This window comes from Schaalia odontolytica (assembly GCF_024584435.1).
Taxonomy (GTDB): domain Bacteria; phylum Actinomycetota; class Actinomycetes; order Actinomycetales; family Actinomycetaceae; genus Pauljensenia.
Genome location: NZ_CP102197.1, coordinates 2,258,112 through 2,280,018 on the forward strand (window position 1 = coordinate 2,258,112; position 21,907 = coordinate 2,280,018).

Annotated in this window: 13 protein-coding genes; 6 read left to right on the top strand and 7 right to left on the bottom strand. The window is 68.1% G+C overall.

Annotation, left to right across the window (positions count from 1 at the left end; translation table 11 throughout):
* The first annotated feature begins 20 nt into the window (after positions 1-20).
* The 4 genes from NQK35_RS09965 (at position 21) to NQK35_RS09980 (ending at position 6,606) form a co-directional block, all read left to right on the top strand.
* Positions 21-1,238, top strand: coding sequence for a DUF58 domain-containing protein (locus tag NQK35_RS09965; protein WP_373567099.1), 1,218 nt, complete (start codon positions 21-23; stop codon positions 1,236-1,238).
* 62 nt (positions 1,239-1,300) lie between these two features.
* Complete coding sequence (locus NQK35_RS09970) at positions 1,301-3,805, top strand: transglutaminase-like domain-containing protein (protein WP_257114811.1); 2,505 nt, start codon at positions 1,301-1,303, stop codon at positions 3,803-3,805.
* Positions 3,805-5,304: a serine/threonine-protein kinase gene (locus NQK35_RS09975; protein WP_257114081.1), complete on the top strand. Its 1,500-nt coding sequence runs from the start codon at positions 3,805-3,807 to the stop codon at positions 5,302-5,304. Before NQK35_RS09970 ends, NQK35_RS09975 begins: the two co-directional genes overlap by 1 nt.
* 111 nt (positions 5,305-5,415) lie before the next feature.
* Positions 5,416-6,606: a S8 family peptidase gene (locus tag NQK35_RS09980; RefSeq protein ID WP_257114082.1), complete on the top strand. Its 1,191-nt coding sequence runs from the start codon at positions 5,416-5,418 to the stop codon at positions 6,604-6,606.
* Positions 6,607-6,677: 71 nt separating this feature from the next.
* On the opposite strand, the gene NQK35_RS09985 is transcribed toward NQK35_RS09980, so the two are convergent.
* The 7 genes from NQK35_RS09985 to eccCa form a co-directional block, all read right to left on the bottom strand.
* Complete coding sequence (locus tag NQK35_RS09985) at positions 6,678-7,907, bottom strand: S8 family peptidase (protein WP_257114083.1); 1,230 nt, start codon at positions 7,905-7,907, stop codon at positions 6,678-6,680.
* A complete protein-coding gene (locus NQK35_RS09990) occupies positions 7,904-9,139 on the bottom strand; it encodes a S8 family peptidase (protein ID WP_257114812.1) in 1,236 nt (411 codons plus the stop codon). The genes NQK35_RS09985 and NQK35_RS09990 overlap by 4 nt, the downstream gene beginning before the upstream one ends.
* On the bottom strand, positions 9,139-10,377 hold the full coding sequence (locus tag NQK35_RS09995; protein ID WP_257114084.1) for a S8 family peptidase: 1,239 nt from the start codon (positions 10,375-10,377) through the stop codon (positions 9,139-9,141). The genes NQK35_RS09990 and NQK35_RS09995 overlap by 1 nt, the downstream gene beginning before the upstream one ends.
* Positions 10,371-12,005, bottom strand: coding sequence for a hypothetical protein (locus NQK35_RS10000; protein ID WP_257114085.1), 1,635 nt, complete (start codon positions 12,003-12,005; stop codon positions 10,371-10,373). The genes NQK35_RS09995 and NQK35_RS10000 overlap by 7 nt, the downstream gene beginning before the upstream one ends.
* A gap of 25 nt (positions 12,006-12,030) precedes the next feature.
* Positions 12,031-12,597, bottom strand: coding sequence for a hypothetical protein (locus NQK35_RS10005; RefSeq protein WP_257114086.1), 567 nt, complete (start codon positions 12,595-12,597; stop codon positions 12,031-12,033).
* A 51-nt stretch (positions 12,598-12,648) separates the two neighbouring features.
* Complete coding sequence (locus tag NQK35_RS10010; RefSeq protein ID WP_257114087.1) at positions 12,649-13,188, bottom strand: hypothetical protein; 540 nt, start codon at positions 13,186-13,188, stop codon at positions 12,649-12,651.
* Positions 13,189-13,253: 65 nt separating this feature from the next.
* Complete coding sequence (eccCa, locus tag NQK35_RS10015) at positions 13,254-17,312, bottom strand: type VII secretion protein EccCa (protein WP_257114088.1); 4,059 nt, start codon at positions 17,310-17,312, stop codon at positions 13,254-13,256.
* A 138-nt stretch (positions 17,313-17,450) separates the two neighbouring features.
* Between eccCa and NQK35_RS10020 the strand changes: the two genes are divergently transcribed.
* Both NQK35_RS10020 and NQK35_RS10025 read left to right on the top strand, forming a co-directional pair.
* Positions 17,451-18,872 carry a hypothetical protein gene (locus NQK35_RS10020; RefSeq protein ID WP_257114089.1) on the top strand — a complete coding sequence of 474 codons (1,422 nt, stop codon included), beginning with the start codon at positions 17,451-17,453 and terminating at the stop codon, positions 18,870-18,872.
* The gene (locus NQK35_RS10025; RefSeq protein WP_257114090.1) at positions 18,872-20,845 is read left to right on the top strand and encodes an RDD family protein; all 1,974 of its coding nucleotides are present in this window, start codon (positions 18,872-18,874) and stop codon (positions 20,843-20,845) included. Before NQK35_RS10020 ends, NQK35_RS10025 begins: the two co-directional genes overlap by 1 nt.
* The last annotated feature ends 1,062 nt before the right edge of the window (positions 20,846-21,907 follow it).

Genomic DNA, 21,907 nt, shown 5'->3' on the forward strand with positions numbered 1-21,907 from the left:
GCGTGAAGGGACTGCGTCGAATGCTCCGCGGCTTCTCGCGCGCGGTGAGCTCGCGCCTGCGCGCGATGCCCGGATACGAGGTGGCGGCGCGCTGGCTCGGGGTGCTGACGCCGGTGGGTTGGTCCGTGAGCGCGGCCCTCGTCGCCGGCGTCGTGGCCTCGGTGGTCTTCGGATGGATCGAGGGCTTCATCGTGGCGGTGATGGGCCTGGTCGGCCTCGCCGTGGCGATCGCGTCGGTGGCCTCGCCCTCGCCCCTGTCCGTGTCGCTGCGCATGGCCAGCGACAGGATCGTCGCGGGCCAGGTGGCGGTTGGACGGGTTCGGGTGCTCAACGAGTCGGCGCGCCGCTCGGGGGCGACGCTGGTCGAGGTCGCGATCGGGCGAGGCAGCGGTGAGTTCATGGTCCCCCCGATCGCAGGAAACGGGACCTGGAACGAGGCGTTCTCCGTCATGACCAAGCGCCGCGGGGTCATCTTGGTGGGTCCCGCGCGTACCGTGCGCATGGACGGGCTGGGCCTGCTGCGCCGCGTGCGCGAGTGGGACGAGCCGATCCTCGTGCACGTGCACCCGCCGACGGTGCGTTTCTCCTTCGATGCGACGGGCATGCAGATGGATGTCGAGGGCGTGGCCAGCGAGAAGCTGACCAGCTCGGACGTGTCCTTTCATGCCCTGCGCGACTACGAGCCGGGGGATGACCGCCGCTCCGTTCACTGGCCGTCAACGGCTCGCTACGGGCGCCTGATCGTGCGCCAGTTCGAGGAGACCCACCGCTCCCACCACATGGTGGTGCTGGACACGAGGATTGACTCGTGGGATCGACGTTCCTTCGAGACGGCCGTGTCAGTGGCCGCGTCCCTGGCGATCGCCGGATCGGGTGAGGCGCGCACCGTGTCGATGCACACGGCGGACGAGTGGATTCCCACGAGCAGGCCCGTGGCGATGCTCGACGCGCTCTCGGAGATGGAGACCTCGACGCGATCGGACTTCGCCGGGGTGGTTCGCCGCTGCGTGATGGAGCGAGGCGGAATCTCGGTCCTGTCCATCGTGGTGGGCGAGAGCGTGGATGACGAGGAGGCGGCGCGCCTGGCCAACATCGCGCCGATCGACGTGTCCGTGTCCGTCATTCGTGTTGTGCCCGGTCGGGCGAGGAGGCGCCGGAAGATCACGCGCGGCGTGATCATCGACTGCCCGTCGCTGGAGGACCTTCCAATGCTGGTCTCGCGGGGGGTGTCGGTGTGAACGCGCGCTCTCGCGGGGCGGCCCCCGTGCGCTCCGGTCGATCCTCCGCGCAGGAGACGACGATGGGTGCGTCGGCTCGCCGCGCCGCCATGCCCTCGTGGTCCCTGGCCGTCCTTGCGCTCCTGTTCGTCGGGCCGGTCGCCTCCTTCGAGGCGGTGTTCGGCGCAGGCCAGGGGGCCATCGCGGCCGCCGCGGGTGTCGCCGTGGGCCTGGCGCTCGCGTGGGCAGCCTTCCGGTGGCGCTGGGATCTCCTGTCCATCACGGCCGGCGTCGTGGCCTCGTACTTCCTGTTCGGCGGGGCGGCGGCGCTGCGCGAGACGACCCGTTGGGGCGTGATTCCCACCTCCCGCACCATCCAGACTCTCGTGATCGGCGCGGTCGAGTCGTGGAAGGATCTGTTGACGCTCACCCCGCCCGCGGCCTCGTACGTGGGGCCGGCGCTGGTGCCGTGGATGACGTGCCTGGTGTGTTCGGCCGTCGCGGGCGTCGTGACGGTGCGCTTCGGGCACCCCATGTGGGGGTCCGTGGCCCTGGTCGTCGCCGGCGGGGTCGCGACCATGTGGGGTCCCACCGCCAAGGCGCCGGGCATCGTCTTCGTGGCCGTGTGGTGGCTTGGCCTGATCATCTGGTGGTCGTGGGCCTCGGCGATCACGAGGGCCCGTTCGGGCGCGGACATCGTCATCGGCATGGCCTCGTCGACCACGTCGGCGTCGACGACGATGGGAGGGTCCTCCCGCCAGGTCGTGCACGTGTGGTGGCGCGTGGGCATGGGCGCGCTGATGGTCGCCGTGATGGCGGCGGCCGCGATCCCCGCGGGCGCTCTCCTGGGGCCAGCGGCCTCGGATCGCCTGGTGGGGCGCGACTTCGTGGAGCCTCCCGTGGACGCCCGCGAGTACCCCTCGCCGCTGTCGAGCTACCGCCACTACAACAAGGACTTGGAGAACGATTCCCTGATCCGCGTGTCCAACATGCCCAAGGAGTCGCGCGTGCGCCTGGGCGCCATGGACGTCTACGACGGGACGACCTTCGGGATGGGGGTGGCCAACGAGGACGGCACGGCCGGATACCGGCGCGTGGGTTCGACGATCCCCGGCCGCAGCGCCGACACGGCGCAGACCGAGACGAGCGTGTCCACCTCCGGGCTGCTGGGGCCGTGGGTGCCCACGATCGGCGAGGTGTCCGTCCTGCGCTTCGATCCGGCGAACGCGGAGTCGGCCGCCCAGCAGAAGGGCCTGAACTACGACCTGTGGGCCGAGACCGCGCTCACGACCGGCCCCGCGGGCCAGATGAACTACTCGCTGAGCACGTCGATGCCGCGCGCCCACGAGGACCCGGAGTACGCCAGCGTGGACGCGCAGCGCTACGCGGGCGGAGACACGAACGTCCCGAAGGACGTGGATACCCTGGCCTCCGAGCACTCCTCGACGGCGCGCTCGGACCTGGAGAAGGCGCGCGCGATCGAGTCCTACCTGCACACGGAGGGCTTCTACTCCAACGAGGACACGATCGACTCGCGCCCGGGTTCGTCCCAGGATCGCATTCAGCGCATGATCGGGGCGGACATACTGGTCGGGGACGACGAGCAGTACGCGACCCTGATGGCGCTCATGCTTCACTCCCAGGGGATCGCCGCCCGCGTCGTCATGGGCGCGTATCGCGAGGGCGCCTCGGGCAGCGTGGACCTGACGGGCTCCGACATGCACGCCTGGGTCGAGGTGGAGTTCCCGGGCGTGGGTTGGGCGACCTTCGACCCGACGCCTCCGCGCGACCAGCAGCCCACCACGAAGATCAACAAGCCTAAGTCGGTGCCCAAGCCGCAGGTTCTGCAGCCGCCCGAGCCTCCGGAGCCGCCGGTGGAGCTGCCCCCCGCCACGCGCGACCAGGCCACCGACCCGCAGGATCCGAGCGGGCTGCACATCCCGTGGATGCTGATCGGCTCGGTGTCCCTGTCCGTCCTGGTGCTGCTCGGACCCGTCCTGTTGGTTCTCCTGCTCAAGGCCCGCCGCCGCTCGGTGCGCCGCCGGCTGGGGGCCGCGCAGGCGGTGCGTGGGTCGTGGGATGAGCTGGTGGACACCGCGATCGACTCCGGTCTGGTGGTCGAGTCGCACCTGACCCGCCAGGAGGTCGCGTGGGCGCTGGCCTCGCAGTGGAGCCCCGAGCAGGAGCAAGAGCAGGCTGAGGGAGGCGAGCCCGGCCAGGACACGCAGGCGGGCAAGGGCCGCAAGCCGCGGGCGGCCCGCAAGCGTTCGGCGGCGGACGTGCGCGTGCCCGGCTGGTCGCTGTTCTCCGGCAAGGTGCCCCGCGTCGTCACGGTGGCCCGCCGGGCCGATGTCGCCGACTTCGCCTCGGGCGGGGCGCGCGAGGAGGACGCCGAGCGGGCGTGGAGCGACGTCGATGAGCTGCGTCGGCAGTGGGCGTCGTCGGTGTCCGTGTTGGCGCGCGTGCGCGCCGCCCTGTCGCTGAAGTCGCTGCGCTGGCGTCGCCGGGCGCGCCGCCAGGCTGCCTCGGGTCGTACGCGCCGTCCGCTGGCCTCGAGGTTGGCGGGCACGAGGAAAGGGAAACGCTGATGGACAGTGACGCTCGCGTCGGAATGGTCCCGGTGCTGCCGGGCTACCAGTGGATTCGTCCCCTGGGGTCGGGCGGCTTCGCGGACGTGTACCTGTGCCGTCAGGAGCTGCCCAGCCGTGACGTTGCCGTGAAGGTGGCGCGCCGGGATCGGGGGGCCGACGGCGAGGCGGGGATCGCCCGCGAGGCCGACGTGATGGCGCTCGTGTCCGGTCACCCCGCGGTCGCCCAGCTCTACGGGGCGGGTCGCACCCCGGATGGTCGCCCGTTCCTGGTCATGGAGTATTGCCCGGTCGCGAACATCCTCGATCAGGTGCGCGCTAATCCGATGGCCGCCGACCGGGCGCTGTCGATGGTGATCCGCATGTGCGGCGGCGCGGAGATGCTGCACCGCGCGGGCTACGTGCATCGCGATATCAAGCCCAGCAACATCATGATCAACGCCTTCGGGTCGCCGGTTCTCACGGACTTCGGCGTGGCCGAGCCGGTGGGCACGGACCCGCGGGGCGGGCGCGACGGTTTCTCGGTGATGTGGGCTCCCCCGGAGCAGATCGCGGGCACGGCGCGGGCGCACCCGACGCAGGACGTGTGGGCGCTCGGCGCTACCCTGTGGACGCTCCTGATGGGTCGGTCGCCCTTCGAGGTTCCCGACGGGGATAACTCGGCGAAGGCGGTTGCCCAGCGCGTGGCCGCGGGGCGCGTGTCGCGCATTGATCGTCCGGGCGTGCCGGATGCGGTGACCGCGGTGATCCGGCGGGCCATGAGCCTGGATCCGGAGAATCGCTTCGGTTCGGCCGCTGCCCTGGGCTACGCCCTGCAGACGATCGAGCGTGAGATGCATCGTCCGGTCACGGAGATGAAGCTCAGCGTCGTGGCCTCGTCTGGGGTGTCCTCCTCGGCGCTGGCCCGCCCTGCGGGCGCCGCCCTGGATGCGGAGCGCACGCGCACCAGGCGCGGGAGCTTCGCCGACGGCGCCGCGCCCGTCTCGAACGAGGCATGGGACGGGAACTCGACGACCGGGCGGACCGGCCTGGGCGCGGGGGAGTCGAAGCGCCCGGTGTGGGTGCTTCCGCTGCTGGCCCTCGTCATGGTGGTGGCGACGGCGGGCCTGGTGGTGGCGATGCTGACGGGCGGCGGGCACGCCGTCCACGTGGGCGGGGGAGGCGAGCCCTCGGGCGAGGAGACGGGCGGCGCGACCGGCACGGTGGCTGACCCGGGCGGGGCGCCCCCCGACGCGGTTGGCGAGGTGCGCGCGACCCAGGTCGGTGCGGAGATCCTGTGGGAGTGGGATGTTCCCCGCCAGGCGCAGTTCCGGGCGGATCAGCTCGCGTTCAAGTACGTGCTGACGCGCCCGGGCGAGGCCGTGGTGGCCGAGACGATGCGCCGCAACAGCCTGACAACGACGGCCGTGAGCGGCGAGAATTGCCTGACGGTGAGCGTGGTCGTGGATGCGTCAGGCCGAGAGTCGGCCCCCGTGACGACGTGCGTGACCGTCCCGTAGGTGAACCGTGATTCCGGGTGCGGGCCGCGCCTGCGACAGGTCTTTCCCGGGGAGTTGACCGGGTGATAAAATGGCGCGTTACGCACCGCGAAGACACGAAGGCAGGGACACATGAGTGAGCACACGAGGCGCCGGTGGCGCCGTGCGATGGTCGGGGGAGCCGCCGTGGCGGCGGCGGTTGCCGCGGTCGTGGTCCCGGCCGCCCCGGCCTCGGCGGCGGATCCCGCTATCACGGCGGCCGAGCAGCCCTTTTACGCCTACTACTCGCTGGGGAAGATCCACTCGGCGGGATACACGGGACGGGGGGTGACGATCGCCCTGATCGACGGACCCGTGAACACCCGCATCCCGGAGCTGACGGGGGCGAGCATCGAGGATTCCAAGCCCTGTTCGGTTCAGTCGCAGGACAAGTATTGGGACCACGGCACGGTGATCGCCCAGGTCATGGTCGCCCCCGATTTCGGGGTCGCGCCGGGGGCGCACCTGAGGTCCTACAGGCTCTCGTTCGACGGGGATCAGGCCGGGTCGGATTGCGCAATTGGCGACTGGGGTCGCGGGCGCTCGGACCTGGCGCTGTTGATCGAGTCCGCGCTGAATGACGGGGTGGACGTGATCACGACGTCGTCGAGCTATCCGAGCAGCTACGAGGGGATGCGGTGGGCGCTGGCTCGGGCGATCACGCGGAAGGTCCCCGTCGTGGCGTGTACGGGCAACGACGGCGTGCGTAACTCTGCGGAGTGGCTGCCCGCGTGGTCGGGCGTCGTGGGCGTGGGCGCGATCGAGGAGGACGGAACGACGGCCTCGTATTCGAACGGGGGAGACCCGGTGTCCACGGCCGCGTTGGCCAGGCCGAACTACCGTTCCGCGACCGATGGCCAGCGCTACCGGGGGTGGGGCACGTCCTATGCGACCCCGGTGGTCGCGGCGTCCCTGGCGCTGTCGATGCAGCGGTGGCCCAGGGCGACGGGGGACCAGATCATGCAGGGCCTGGCGCGCACGGGCGTGGGAGGCGGCGGCGGGAAGTGGAACCCGTCCACCGGGTACGGGGCGGTGGATCCGTACGCGATGCTGACGACGGATCCGACGCGTTTCCCGGACGAGAACCCCTTCATGGACAAGGGGGCCGAGCCCGTGCCCTCCCGCCGGGATGTCCAGGACTACGCCGACGGCGTGGTGGATCCGAGCCGCATCGCGGGGGATGATTCCTACGCCTACCTGGGTTTTGACGAGTACATCGCGTTGCGCGCCAGGCACGGCTACCCGACCCACCTGGGGGCCAGCCCGCGCTACCACAGGCGGTAGGCGGCGCCCAGCTGGGGTAGGGGTGCCGCCCAGCCGGGGCGGCGGATGCCTGAGCGGGCGAGGGTGCGCGCCTACTCGCGGTGGTACCTGGGGCTGGTGCCCAGGTGGATGGTGATCTTCTTACCGGTGTCGGCGAGTTGAAGCACTTTTTCGTCGGCGCCCCGGTACGTATAGGATTCGCCGAGCACGGTGTACGTTGGGTCGATGAGTCCGTCGCCGTAGTCCTGGACCTCCTGCGCCGTCGGACTCGACCCGCCCTGCTTTTGGGCCAGGGGGTTCTCGTCGGGGTACTGGGAGGGATCGGTGTTCACTAATGCACTGGGGTTGACTGCCCCGTAGCCGGTGTACTTGTTCCACTCGTGGTTGGGGTTGAGGCCGGTCGCCACCAGGACCTGGAGAATCTGGTTGGGAGTGGCGTCGGGCCACTTCTGACGCGCCAACGCCAACATACCCGAGATGATTGCCGTTGAGTTAGAGGTGCCGTTTGTAACGACGTTCTGTCCGGTTTCGTAATCCCTGCGGGTAAAGGGTTCTCCGAGCGCGGCGGTGGTGATGCCGTTGCCCCAGGAGGAGGTGTCGGCGAATGTGCCGTCCTTGTTGATCGCCGAGACACCAACGACGCCTGACCACCGAGACAAGTGGGTGTCGTTGTCGTCACGGCCATTGTTACCTGCAGACGCAACAACGAACGTTCCCCCACTTACCGCGCGAGCGATAGCCCATTTCAGATCGTCGCTGTCATCGGAAGCGCCATGTGACAAGGAGATGATCTGAGCTCCGTCATCGATGGCCTGATTGATGAGCTGAGCAATAGTATCGAGCCTCTCCCCGCCTACCTCGCACGAACCCGCCGAGTGAGAACTTGAAGCTGAAATCTGGTACGTGAGCAGGGTTGCGTCGGGTGCGACGCCGTAATCATGAGCCACCAGGTAGGAGGCCATGGCGGTTCCGTGACCTCTGTCTCTCGGTGATGCTTCGATGGTGCAGCGGCTCTTATCCGTGATGTTGGCGCCCTTGAGTTCGGGGGCGCTGGTGTCGACGGGTCCGTCGATGAGGGCGATGGTCACGCCCTTGCCGGTGTACCCCTTCGCCCGAGCCTGATCCAGGTGGTAGTAGGAGAAGTACTCCTGCGTCGTGATCACATCCTCCGCACGCGCAGGAGCAGGCACCACAGCGAGAGCACCCACCGCCAACACGGACGCGGACACGAGCGTGGTCAGGGCGCGCGCGGCGCGCCCCGCCCATCCCACACGAGTGCGGAGCGAGGCGGGGGCACCGGAACGGGGGCGTGTCGCGATCACTTGCGGTGGTACCTGGGGCTGGTGCCCAGGTGAATCGGAACTGAGCTGTTGTCGGATAGACGTAGGACCGATTCATCGGTACCGCGGTAGGTGTAGGAGTCGCTGAAAGCATCGGATGTCGGGGCAATCAGGCCGTCGCCGTAGTCCTGGACCTCCTGCGCCGTGGGGGCCGAGCCTCCCTGCTTCTGGGCGAGGGGGTTTTCGTCGGGGTATTGGGAGGGATCGGTGTTCACCAGGTCGCTGATGCTGATTGCCCCGTAGCCGGTGTACTTGTTCCACTCGTGGTTGGGGTTCAGACCCGTGTGGGTCAGGACCTGCAGGATCTGGTTGGCGGTGGCGTCGGGCCACTTCTGACGCGCGAGCGCCAGCATGCCTGCGACAAGTGGGGTGGAGACTGATGTTCCCTGTGTCTGCGCCTGAGGTTGTCCCGTTGAGGTATAGTCGCGCACTGTGACGGGGCCGCCGAGCGCTGCTGTGGTCACGCCGTTGCCCCAGGAGGAGTAGTCGGCGAAGGAACCGTCGCTCTTGATCGCGGAGACACCGACCACTCCGGACCACCACTGTAATCCGTCCTCGTTCTCGTCGGTCCTGTTATTACCGACGGCTGCGGCGACGATGACTCCTTGGTCCATGGCGCGCGCTATTGCCCATTTCATTTCGTCTTCGTGATCATCCGAGCCGCGAGAATAGGAGATTATCTGGGCACCGTCGTCAATGGCACGATTGATGAGCGCAGAAGTAGAGTCGAGTACCTTGCCGCCGGTGAAGCAGTTGCCGTCGGAACTGTCGGTTGTTGACGAGGAGGAGTAGGTGAGCAGCGTGGCGTCGGGTGCGACCCCGTAGTTGGGCGCGACCAGGAGGGATGCCATCAGTGTCGCGTGCCCCTTGGCCTCGGGAGAGGAGTTCGGAACGCAGGTACTCTTGTCGATGATGTTCGCGCCCTTGAGCTCCGGCGCACTGGTGTCGACGGTTCCGTCGATGAGGGCGATGGTCACGCCCTTGCCCGTGTACCCCTTCGCCCGAGCAGTATCAAGGTGGTAGTAGGAGAAGTACTCCTGCGTCGTAATCACATCCTCCGCACGCGCAGGAGCAGGCACCACAGCGAGAGCACCCGCAGCCAACACGGACGCGGAGAAGAGCGTGGTCAGGGCGCGCGCGGCGCGCCCCGCCCACCCCACACAAACGCGAGACAGGCGGGGCACACACACGCCGAGAATCTGCCGTGCCATCATCACTTGCGGTGGTACCTGGGGCTGGTGCCCAGGTGGATGGTGGCCTTAGTGTCCGGATCGCGCAGGAGGAACTCGTCTGTTCCCCTGTAGGCGTAGGAGGCATCGGCGGGGAGCTCGTCTGGGGCGATGAGTCCGTCGCCGTAGTCCTGGACCTCTTGGGCCGTCGGACTCGATCCCCCCTGCTTTTGGGCCAGGGGGTTTTCGTCGGGGTACTGGGAGGGATCGGTGTTCACCAACGCACTGGGGTTGATTGCCCCGTAGCCGGTGTACTTGTTCCATTCATGGTTGGGGTTCAGACCCGTGTGGGTCAGGACCTGCAGGATCTGGTTGGCGGTGGTGTCGGGCCACTTCTGACGCGCGAGCGCCAACATCCCAGAAGTGATCGCTGCGGCGTTTGACGTGCCGAAGGTGGTCTTGATCCGTCCCGTCTCGTAATCGCGGCCGGTGAAGGGTTCCCCGAATGCTGCGGTGGTCACGCCGTTGCCCCACGAGGAGTAGTCGGCGAAGGAACCGTCGGCAGCAATCGCGGAGACCCCGACCACGCCTGACCATCGGCTCAACTGGTTGGCGTTGTTGTCGGCGCCGGTGTTGCCCGCGGAGTTGACGATGATGACACCCCGGCTCATCGCTCGAGCAATCGCCCACTTGATGGCTTCATCGTCTTCACGTGCCGCTACGGAGATGGAGATGATCTGGGCGCCGTCGTCGATGGCCTGGTTGATAATCTGGTCGTAGGTATCAAGTCTGTTGCCACCGATATCGCATGATCCCGCAGACTTTGATTCGCTCGTGGATACCTGGTAGGTGAGCAGGGTCGCGTCGGGTGCGACGCCGTAGGCGGGTGCGACCAGGTAGGAGGCCATGGCGGTTCCGTGGCTTCTATCGTTCGGAACCGCCTCGATGGTGCAGCGGCTCTTATCCGTGATGTTGGCGCCCTTGAGTTCCGGCGCACTGGTGTCCACCGGTCCGTCGATGAGGGCGATGGTTACGCCCTTACCCGTGTACCCCTTCGCCCGGGCAGTATCCAGGTGGTAGTAGGAGAAGTACTCCTGCGTCGTAATCACATCCTCCGCACGCGCAGGAGCAGGCGCCACAGTGAGAGCACCCGCAGCCAACACGGACGCGGACAACACAGTGGTCAGGGCGCGCGCGGCGCGCCCCGCCCACCCCACACAAACGCGAGGCAAACGGGACGCGCCACCATCATGGTTCAGGTCCACATGGTTTGGGTTCACCATTGGCGAGGATCCCAACCATCATCAGCGCGCTTGGCCGGAGCAATATCCTTATCCGACCCATACGTCTGAGACATCGGATTCACATAACCCGCAGGCAGACCATCCTCATCCTCATCCTCAAACCTAAACGCCACATACTTACGCCGACGCGACTTCTTATCCTGCTTACCAGCACCCGCACCAGCACCAGCACCACCACCCATGAAGCCACCAGCACCAGCGCCACCACGACCAGCAGCACCCGCGGCGCCACCCGCGCCACCAGCACCCGTCGTCCCCGTCACACCAGAAGACCCAGCAGCACCAGAACCAGCCACACCATTAGCACCAGCAACACCAGCAGGCGGCTTATACGAGCCAAAACCCGACCCCGAATACGAGCCAACCTTCAAACCAGCAGCGCCCGCGCCACCGGCGCCCGTACTACCACTGATGCCACGCAACCCGGCAGCACCCGCGCCGCCCATGCCGCGCAGCCCGGCAGTACCCAGGCCGCCGGCGGAACCCAGGGAGCCCGACCCCATGCGGGCAGCGCCACGCAGGCCCAGGCCGCCCACACCCAGCACGCCCGCGCCGCCCAGGCGACCGGCCACAGACGAGTCAGACGACGCGGCGCCACCGTTGAGGCGCCACAACGGATGATCCACATCAGCCGGCGGAGCAGGCGTGTGACCGCCCACCACACCGTTACGATACGCAGTCCCATTAACCCGCGTATGCAACAAATCCGTCCCCATCAAATCCTGCGGATCCGTAATCGGATTCGTCCGAGACCCCACCTCACCATACGCAGGCTCCTGCGTTGGTAGCGCACCAGACGCAATCGTCCGATTACGCGCAGCAGCAGCATCAGCCTCACTCAACCACGGCTGATCAAACCCACCCGGATACGCACCCGACGACGGACTACGCCCCGCCTGACGACCATAACCATCGGAGGGGGAGTACCCCCAACCGGGATTGCTGCCACTACCGGGCCTAGTTCCTGAGCCGGAATCAGCACCCTGGCCATCGCCTCGTGAACCGTTTTCCGTATCGTTGCCCGGCCCCTTCGGAGAGGAGGGATCCGGATGATCGCCGCGCTTCATCCTGGTACCGAGCTTGGAGGTGAGGGAGTTGACCATGTTGAGCACGCGCTCGGCGGCGGCCTCGCGCTGGGCGTTGGCCTGAGCCTCGACCGCCTCGACGTAGGCCGCGCCTGTGGTGAAACGTGTGTTAATGGGGGAGACATTGATGCCACCGCCCGGCTGATCGGAAGGAACAGCCACGACCCAGCTGTCGCGCATAGCCTCGGTCTTGGAATCCAACAGATCCGGCGAGATCGTCTCGGCCTCACGCAGAGCTGACGCCATGACGTCTCTGCCCTGCTGGTAGGTGCTGTGTCCGCGCTCGTAGCGCGCCCGGTAGCCCTCAATGCGCCTGATCGACTGCTCGACCCAGTCGTTCATGGCGTTGCCGGTCTCGCCGGTAAAGCCGTGGCCCGCGCGGTAGGTCGTCAGGCGCTCGATGGCGTCCGCGAAGCCCTGCATGGTCTTCTTGTGGTCGGCGTTCCAGGCGTCGAGGCTCTGGTTGGCCTTGGCGGCCTCCATGAACACCTTGAGGCGCTCGTAGTTCGGTGACGAAACCATGTCAGTATCCTTTCTTTAGCGGCTCTCAGAAGTCGTCGGGGGCAGAAGTGGCAGCCGGAGCGTTCCTCGTGCCCTCGGTCTCCCCGCCGGATGCGACGCCGGCCGCGGCACCGGCTGCGGCGCCCGTCGCGGCGCCCGCCGCCACGCTACCGCCAAGGAAGCCGCTTGCCGCCGCGAGGGCCGCGTTCAGGGCGGAAGCCTCCTGCGAGTTGTTCACCCGCGCCAGAGCGTGCGCCACGGCGCCCTTCTGCGCGCTTTCGTCCATCGATCCGCGAATGTTGTGGACCGCGTCCGCGTTCTCCGAATCGGTGCGGGTGTGGGACTCCATCGCGTTGCGCATCTCGGTCTCGAACCGGCCGATCAGGTCATTCTCCTTCGACAGGATGTCCGAGATCGCGCTGAACATGTCGCTGGAGCGGTGCCCGAACGTGGACGGGCCGCGCTCGCTGCCCCACACGCTTGACGTCTGAGCCGAGCTGAGGGCGTAGGAGGCCCTCGACGAGGTCTGGACGGCCTCCTGGCTCTCCTGCACCTTCGGGGCAACCTGGCCCTGCTTTTCACTGTCGTAGCTGACTCCGCCTTCGCCTGGCATTGTGTTCTCCTTGTTCTCGTGATGGGTTGTTCGGCGCGCACCGCGCCGCGACTACTTCGACACCTTAAAACGCCGCACCAACGGCTGAGCGGGCTGATCCGGCCCCTCAACCTTCAACGTCCACACATACGTCACATCGGAGCCGCTAGGCTCCACGTCCACCGTCCACGACGAGTAATACTCACAATCCTGCTCCACACACAGGTCATACGTATCCTGCCCCAAACGCCAATAATCCGTGGCCGACATCATCTTGTAGACCATGTCATCCTTATTTACAGCAACCTTGTTCTGCCCATCCAGCTTGAACTTCTGCCCCGAAATATCAGACGGATCCACACCCACCAACTGAGCACCCACCATCGCACTCAACGCCTGAGCCTTCGCCGCAATCTTCTGCTTCTCCGCACCCGACGCCGCATTAAACTGGCTCACCAGCTCCTGCTTCTGACCCTCCGGAATATTCTTCAGCCCACTGATGTCACCACCGCGACCACCACCAAGGCCCGGCACACACCCCGACAACGCCACAGCACCACACGCCACCAACGAAACCGCCGCCAACACACGACGCGACACAAGAGAAGACATCCTCAACTCCTACTTTCAAACTGGTCAATGATAAGCAAGTCCTGGGCCTCCCTGTCAAGGACGGTTCACATGGCGGGTGGGGTCCACGTCAGCTGCGCGGCAACCACCCCGAGGTCGCGGTGGATGACCTGCGCGCGGCCCGGGACGGCGCGTCTGGGCTTCACGCCGTTGATGATCGCGCCCTCCTTCGGATTACCCGACAGGAGGATGCCGGTCACAGCCAGGTCGCCCATCATCTGTATAACCTTCTCGTAGGCCGCGCGCGACGCGCCACCCATGCGGCGGGTGATGATCACGTGCAGGCCGATGTCGCCCGCCTGCGGGAGCAGGTCGATGAGCTCCATGAGCGGGTTGCCCGACGTGGTGGCCACCAGGTCGTAGTCGTCGACCAGGATCCACACCTCCGGACCCGACCACCACGTGCGTTCGCGGATCTGCTCCGCGGTCACGTCCGAGCCGGGCAGGCGCGTGCGCATGAACTTCGCCAGGTCCCGCAGCTGCCCGATGGCCTCCTGGTGGTTGGTCAGGTAGCGCAGCGAATAGTCCTCCGGGATGTCTCCCAGGAGCGAGCGGCGCATGTCCAGGGCCACGATCTTCGCCTCGTTGGGGGAGTACAGGCGCGTGATCTCCTGGATGATGGAGCGCAGGAACGCCGTCTTCCCGGTCTTCGCGTCGCCGAAGAGGTAGAGGTGAGACTCCGAGCGCGTGTTGAAGAGCAGGGGCCCGAGGCGCGACTCCTCCAGGCCGAGGATCATGTCCCCGCCGCCGCGCGGCAGAATCTGCTGCTCCGGAAGCTGTGCGAGGATCTCCTGGCCCGTGATGCGCTCGGGCAGCAGGCGCAGCTTCGGCCCCTCCCCGGCCACCAGGCACTCGCGGATCTTCTTCACCGTGTAGGCCACGCCCTGCGACACGGTCGTCGGATCCTGCTCCTCGTCCGCGCGGGGCAGGCCGATCATCATCTCGTGCCCAACCATGTCGATGCCTCGACCCGGGCGCCCCTTCGGGATGCGGGCCGCGCCCTCGCGGTTGACGATCGACTCCTTCGGATTCGCCGTGTGCAGCTCCAGGCGCGACCCGAAGATGTCCTGAGCCTCCGAACGAATGTCCATCCAGCGCGCAGCGGCAATCACCAGGTGAACGCCCAGCGACAGGCCTCGGCTCATCATCGTCGTCACCTCTTTGTCGAGGCTGTCGAACTCCGAGCGCAGCGCGCCCCAGCCGTCGACCACCAGGAACACGTCGCCGTAGCCGTCGTCGTAGCGGCCCTCCAGGCGCCCGCGCCGGTAGGTGTCCATCGAATCGATGCCGTTGTGGCGGAAGTAGCGCTCGCGGTCATCCATGATGGAGGCGATCTCGGCGAGCATACGCGTGCGCACCTCGGGGGTGTCGCGCGTCGCGATGCCGGCCACGTGCGGCGCGCCGTCGAAGCCCGCGAACGTGCCGCCACCGAAGTCCATCACGTAGAACTGGACCTCCTGCGGCGTGTAGGTCAGCGACAGGGCCTGCACGATCGTGCGCAGCGCCGTCGACTTACCCGTCTGAGGGCCGCCGACGAGCGCGAAGTTACCGCCCGCCCCCGACAGGTCCAAGACCAGGGTTTCGCGCCGCTGCTCCAGCGGCAGGTCGACCGTGCCCAGCGGGACGCGCAGCGTCCCCGACTCACGCCACGCGCGAGACACGAAACCCAGGTCCGGGTCGGCGCGCAGGTCCGGCATGAGGGTCGCAAAGGTGTCCGGAACCTCCAGGGGAGGCAGCCACACCTGGTGAGCGGGGTAGCCCTTGCCCTTCATCTTCGCCACGGCGATGTCCATCTCGGACATGTCCGCCCACTCCTCGTCACCGGCCAGGACCACCTCCTGGTTCTGGTCGACCTCCTCCTTGTCCTCACCCAGGGAGTCGGCGCGCGTGATCACGGGAGCCACCGTGAACGGCAGAATCTCGATCGGGGCGCTCGGGGCGCCCGCCGTTGAGGCCTCGGACAGGGAGGCCAAGGTGCGGGCGGGCGGAGGAGCGGCCACGTAGGACGCGCGGAAGCGAACCAGGCCGTCTCCACCGGCCTTGAGGTAACCCGAACCGGGCAGGGGAGGAAGCTTCGCGGCGTCCGGAATACCCAGGACCTCGCGCGAATCGTTCTCCGTGAACGTCTTCAGGGCGACGCGGTAGGACAGGTGCGACTCCAGGCCGCGCGCCTTACCCAGATCCATCTTCTGCGAGGCCAGCAGCAGGTGAACCGACAGCGAACGGCCCAGACGGCCGATCATGATGAAGACCTCGCCGAACTCCGGCTTGGCCACCAGCATTTCCGTGAACTCGTCCAGGACGATGAACAGGGCGGGCAGCGGCGGGAACTCGTGCTTGCCCGCCAGGCGGTCGGCCTCGTAGTCGCTCACGTTCGCGTAGTTGCCCGCCTGGCGCAGCATCTCCTGGCGGCGAACCATCTCGCCCTGCAGCGCGTCCTGCATGCGGTCAACCAGGGACAGCTCCGACTCCAGGTTCGAAATCATGGCCGACACGTGGGGCAGGTCCGCCATGCCCGCGAAGGTCGCGCCACCCTTGAAGTCGACGAGCACCAGGTTCAGCTGCTCGGGCGAGTGGGTCAGCGCCAGCGCCAGCACCAGCGTGCGCAACACCTCGGACTTACCCGAACCGGTCGCGCCGATCAGCAGGCCGTGGGGGCCCATGCCCTGCTGGGCGGATTCCTTGATGTCCAGGACGACGGGCTTGCCCTCGGGGGTCACCGCGAAGGGGGCGGCCAGGCGCTCGCGGCCCTCGCGGCGACGCCACTGCTTCTCGGGGTCGAAATCGCGGATGTCGCCGATGCCCACCAGCTCCATGAGGTCCTTCTGGCGGGACTCGTCCGAGCGGCCCACCGGCGTGTCGGCCTCCTCCAGGCTCTGCTGGGTCGCAAATGGCGTCATCCGGCGGGCAATCGCCTCCGCCTGGACCGCCGACAGTCGGTCCGCGTGCGCGCTCTCGGGAACCGAGTCCATGGTGACCACGTCGACCACGTCGGAGCCGTTTCGGTCCGCGCTGGGGTGGATGACCAGGCGCAGCGTCGTGTGCGAGGTCATCGGGGTCCACTCGCGCGCGCGGCTCATGATCGTCACGCCGCGAACGCCCGAGGGGGAGGCCAGCGGCGAGGAGGAGGGGAACTCGGCCCCGTCGCACACCAGCAGCAGGTGAGGCCACTCCGGCATGTCGTCCGTGAAGCGGAAGGGACCCCTCATCGGGATGTCCGGGCCGATCATCTCGGCAAGCTCTGCGGGATCCGTGGAGATCATGCGGCCCGGACCCACCGCGTCGCGCACGAAGGAGGAGCGCGCCTGAGGCATCCACTTGACCCACTCCCAGTCGCCCAGCCGATCGGCCGAACACAGGACCGCGATCTTGAGCTTCGACGGCTCGATGAAGCACGCCAGGTGCATCATGATGGCGCGCATCTCGTCGTAGACGGACTCGCCCTCACCCGCGACCTCAATGTGGCTGAAGTCGCCCAGGTACAGGAACATGCCGACGTTATCCGTGTGGTCATGAACCCCGATGAAGCGGTCCATCGCAGACAGACACACGACGTCCATCTCGGTCATCGGGTCGATCGGCGGACGGTTGAACGTCAAGCCGAGGGGCTGGGTGCCGCTGCCGTAGCGGAACGCCAGCAGGTCGTAGGTGTTGCCCTCGCGCGACCATAGGCGCGAGCCGTTGGCCGCCAGCGTCACCAGCGCGTCCGGGTCCGGGTACACCCAGTTGTAGTAGGCGCGCTGCTTCTTGGCGACCTTGCGCACGGCCTCGCGGGTCTCCGCCAGGTACGACAGGTACTCGCGGCGCTGGGTCACCACGCGCGTGCGGTACTGGGAGAACTGGCGGTACATGTTGAAGCCGACCATGCCCAGCATCGCCACGAGCATGCCGCCGCCCATCAGCAGCATGCGCGGGTTGGACTGCTGCTGTTGCTGCTGCAAGGCCATGAAGATCATGACGCCGGTCGAACCCAGCATCGGGATGACCATCATCAAGACGTTGCCGATCGACGCGGGCTCGGCTTTCTCCGGCGGAATCTGGAGGTCAAGGGTGCCCGAGGGCTGCTCTGGAACCTTGGCGATGCGCCTCTTTTTGCGTGTAACCATCAGGTCTCCTCGCGCTGCGCGCGTACGTGTTCGATGCGACTGCCCCCAGTGTAGCGGAGTGGACTTCCAAGTTTTAACCGACGGTTAGCCTCGGTGCACTACACTGGGCACTGTTGTTTCCCTGAGATCGGAGGTCCGATGAGCGCACCCATGGTGTCCGTGACCGTAATCGACCAGGATGGCGCCTCCGATTTCGCCGCCCCCCAAGGGACCACGGTCGCCGGGCTGTGTGCCATGTTGGCCATCGACCTGACCATTCCGTCGGTCCGCCTCACCCATGCGGACGGGCGCCCCCTCGACGGCGCGGCCGTCCTCGGCAGGGAGCTTCCCTCCGGGTCCGCCATCGCCCTGTCCAGCCGTGTCCTCTCCGCCCAGCAGGCCAACGAGGCCTCCGCCCGTCACGAGAACCAGTGGCTCTCCCCGGTCCTCGCCCTCGTCGGCATCTGCTTCCTCCTCGTCGGCGCGATCACCTCGCTGTGCCTCATGCCCCTCGTCGCGGACGCGACCCTCCGGGGGTTCAAGTACCCCGAGGACGGCCCGATGTGGGCGATCATCCTCGCCGGGATCCCCGTCTGGCTGCGGATCCTGTGCTCCCTCCTGTGCTGCGCGGGGGCCCTCGTTCCCCTCTTCGCCTCCCGCCTCGTGCGCTCGCGGCCGGCGATGCTCCTCCTGATGCCCGCGCTCGCCGGATACAGCGCCATCGGCCTCGTATCCGGCGCGGGCGTGCACGCCCTCGAGGTCGCCCCCGTCGTCGCCGTCTGGGTGGCCCTCATCGCCGCGGTCGCCGTCGCCTCGCTGACGGGCACCCCCGCAGCGGTCAGCGCGATCCTCGTCTGGGTCGGGGCCGTCGCGCTCGTCACGGTCGGCGCATACCCGGTTTTCCACCTCGTGAACGTCGCTCCCCTCGCGGTCGTCGTCGGGATCCTCCTGTTCCTCATGGCTCCCAGGCTCGCGCTGCGCGTGCCCGACAACCAGCTCGTCGATGCCTCCTCCGTCCTCACGATCCCCGTGCGCATCCGTGAGGAGCCCGCGCAGACCCCCAGCCCGGTGACGGGCGGACGCATGGCGACCGCCCTGGGCCACACGGACGCCCGAAATGCCCTGATCGTCACGGCCTCGACCCTGTTCGTCCTGGTGGGCGGCGTCCCCCTAGCCCTGTCCGTCACCCCCACCATCGACGTGGGCCGGGGCATCGGCGGATTCGTCCTGGTGATCGCCGCCATCATCACCTTACTCACCTCCCCGCGCGCCACCCGCAACCACCTGGGCCGGATTCTGCCGCGCCTCAGCGCCGCGGGGCTGGCCGCGGCCTTCCTCCTGGGGGCCTGGGTCCAGTCCTGGACCGGCCACATCGGCCTCTACCCCCTGCTCCCGGTGTGCGTCCTCATCGTCGTCGGTGTCTCCGTCGCCGCCGGAGTCGCCCTGTATGAGCCGAAGGGGCACGCGGCCCTCGCGGGAACCATCCTCGATTTCGTCCAGACCTTCTGTACCTTTCTTCTCCTTCCCGCGGCGTTCATGGCCTCGGGCCTGTTCGAGTTCGCCTGGAGGGCGGTCCTGTAATGCCTGACACCCACACGACTCCTTTCGCCCCTGCGGCTGCGTCGCGCCTGGTGGGCGCCTACGTCATCGACCTCGCAATCCTCGCCGCGTTGCTCGGGATCACCTGGTTCGTCTACTTCACACCCCTGACGATGACCCTCATCACCATCGAGGCCGTCCTTGCCTCCGCGATCATGCTGGGAGCAACGGGACGCACGCCGGGGATGGCCGCCATGAAGGTGTGCCTCATCCGCGACGAGGGCGACGCGCAGACCCCCTCCCTGGGCTCAGCCCTCGCCTACACCGCCATGAACGTCGGCCTGCAGCTGACGGTCGTCGGACCCCTTGCCGCCTTCGCCATGGTCAACGACGGGCACACCTGGCTGACGGGCCCGACCGGCACCCGCCTCGTCGACCTGCGCAAGCACGCGGCGCTCGCGGCCGGACCCGGTGACGCGGTGCTGGGCGGAGGCGGGTACTCGCGGCCCGAGCGAACGCCCAGCGGCTTCGACGCCGTCCACACGAGTCCCGTATCGCAGGACTGGGGGGCGCCCAGCGCCCCGCTCGTGCCCGTCCCCTCCAGCGCTCCCGACCGCTCCGCGCCCGGTTACCGCGCGAACGACCCCTACGGCCCTGAGTTCGCTGCCGCTCAGCAGGGCGGCGCTGCGGCTCCCGGTGTTCCCTCGGGGTACGGGTTCTCTGTTCCTGCGGCGCCCGCCGCTCCTGGCGCGGCCGGGCCCTCGGTTCCTGCGGCGCCCGGGCCCTCGGTTCCTGCGGCGCCCGCTGCTCCTGGCGCGGCCGGGCCCTCGGTTCCTTCTGCGTCCGTTCCGCCCTCGGTTCCTTCTGCGCCCGGGCCCTCGGTTCCTTCTGCGCCCGGGCCCTCGGTTCCTTCTGCGCCCGGGCCCTCGGTTCCTTCTGCGCCCGTTCCGCCATCCGGACCGTCGTATGGGGGCTCCTACGGTGGCCCCTCGGTCCCGCCCGCCCCGTCGGCTCCCGCGCCGGGCCGCATCGGTGGTCCCACCCAGTTCGACGAGGTCCTTGCGGCGCCCGCCGGTCCTGGCGCGCCTGTGGCGTCAGCTTCCAGCGTGCCCGCCGCACCCGCCGTTCCTTCGGCGCCCGCACCCTCCGTTCCTTCGGCGCCCGCCTCGATGTCTGCATCCGGTGTTCGCTCTGCTCCCACACCGAGCGCTCCTGTCGCGGGGTCTATGCCTTCGGCCCCCGCCGGTTCTGCCGCTTCTTCGGCGCCCGCCGGTCCTGGCGTACCTGTGGCGTCAGCTTCCGGCGTGCCCGCCGCACCCGTCGTTCCTTCGGCGCCCGCCTCGATGTCTGTACCCGGTGTTCGCTCTGCTCCCACACCGAGCGCTCCTGTCGCGGGGTCTATGCCTTCGGCCCCCGCCGGTTCTGCCGCTTCTTCGGCGCCCGCCGGTCCTGGCGTACCTGTGGCGTCAGCTTCCGGCATGCCCGCCGCACCCTCCGTTCGTTCGGCACCCGCACCCTCCGTTCCTTCGGCGCCCGCGCCACCGCCTAGCCGCCGGGACTACCAAGCTGCGCAGGCGGGAACGCAGGCCCCATCGCAGTGGGGTGGGGATGGGCGGTCGCAGGCCGGCGTGCCCGGCCGGTCCCAGTGGGGGGCGCCCGCCGCTCCCACGGTGCGGCCGCTGCTGTGGATCATCTTTGATTCCGGGCAGCGCGAGCTCATCGATTCGCCACTGACCCTCGGCCGAGCGCCCGCATCGGTGGAGGGCTCCCGCTCAGTTGTGGTGCCCGACACGACGGTGTCCCTGTCGCGCACGCACATGCGCGTTGGCCCCACCGCAAACGGCGCGTGGATTGAGGACTCGTTCTCGGCGAATGGCACACAGATCCGCACCCCAGATGGGCGGATCACCGCCCTGACCGGCGGACAAGCGGTGGAGGTCCCCGCCGGCACCGAGATCCTCATGGGGGAGCGGCGAGCGACCATCGTCTACGCCGATGCTGACACCGCCCACTGATCCCGCGGCGGGCTCGGCCGGCACGGCGGGTGCGGCGGTGAGTTGCGTGTGTCGGCCCGCACCCTCGGGCTGCCCCTGCGCTTGACCCTCGCCTGGCGATGCAACCGGGCCCGCCCGTGCCTCGGTAGTGTGGCTTGAAATGGGGCAGTTTGTGGATGCGGGGGTGGTTGGGGTTTCACTGGGGGCGCTGGTGCGGCATGCCAGGGTGGTCTGGGTTTCACGGGCGGCGCTGGTGCGGCATGCGGGGGTGGTCTGGGTTTCACGGGGCCGCTCGTGCCTGGGGTTGTTTGCGTCGTGGTGTAACCGGGGCCGCCCGTGCCTGGGGCTGTTTGCGCCGTGGTGTAACCGGGCCCGCCCGTGCCTGGGGCTGTTTGCGCCGTGGTGTAACCGGGCCCGCCCGTGCCTGGGGCTGTTTGCGCCGTGGTGTAACCGGGCCCGCCCGTGCCTCGGCAGTATGGCTCGAAATGGGGCAGTTTGTGGATGCGGGGGTGGTTGGGGTTTCACTGGGGGCGCTGGTGCGGCGTGCCAGGGTGGTCTGGGTTTCACTGGGGGCGCTGGTGCGGCATGCTGGGGTGGTCTGGGTTTCACAGGTCCGCCCGTGCCTGGGGCTGTTTGCGCCGTGGTGTAACCGGGCCCGCCCCTGTCTCGGCAATGTGGCTTGAAATGGGGCAGTTTGTGGATGCGGGGGTGGTTGGGGTTTCACTGGGGGCGCTGGTGCGGCGTGCCAGGGTGGTCTGGGTTTCATGGGGCCGCCCCTGTATCAGGTCGCTTGCGCCGTGGTGTAACCGGGCCCGCCCCTGCCTGGGGCTGTTGGCGTCGTGGTGTAACTGGGGCCGCCCCTGTCTCGGTAGTGTGGCTCGAAATGGGGCAGTTTGTGGATGCGGGGGTGGTCTGGGTTTCACGGGCCCGCCCGTGCCTGGGGCTGTTTGCGCCGCGGTGTAACTGGGACCGCCCGTGCCTCGGTAGTGTGGCTCGAAATGGGGCAGTTTGTGGATGCGGGGGTGGTCGGGGTCTCACGGGCGGTGCTGGTGTGGCATGCTGGGGTGGTCTGGGTTTCACGGG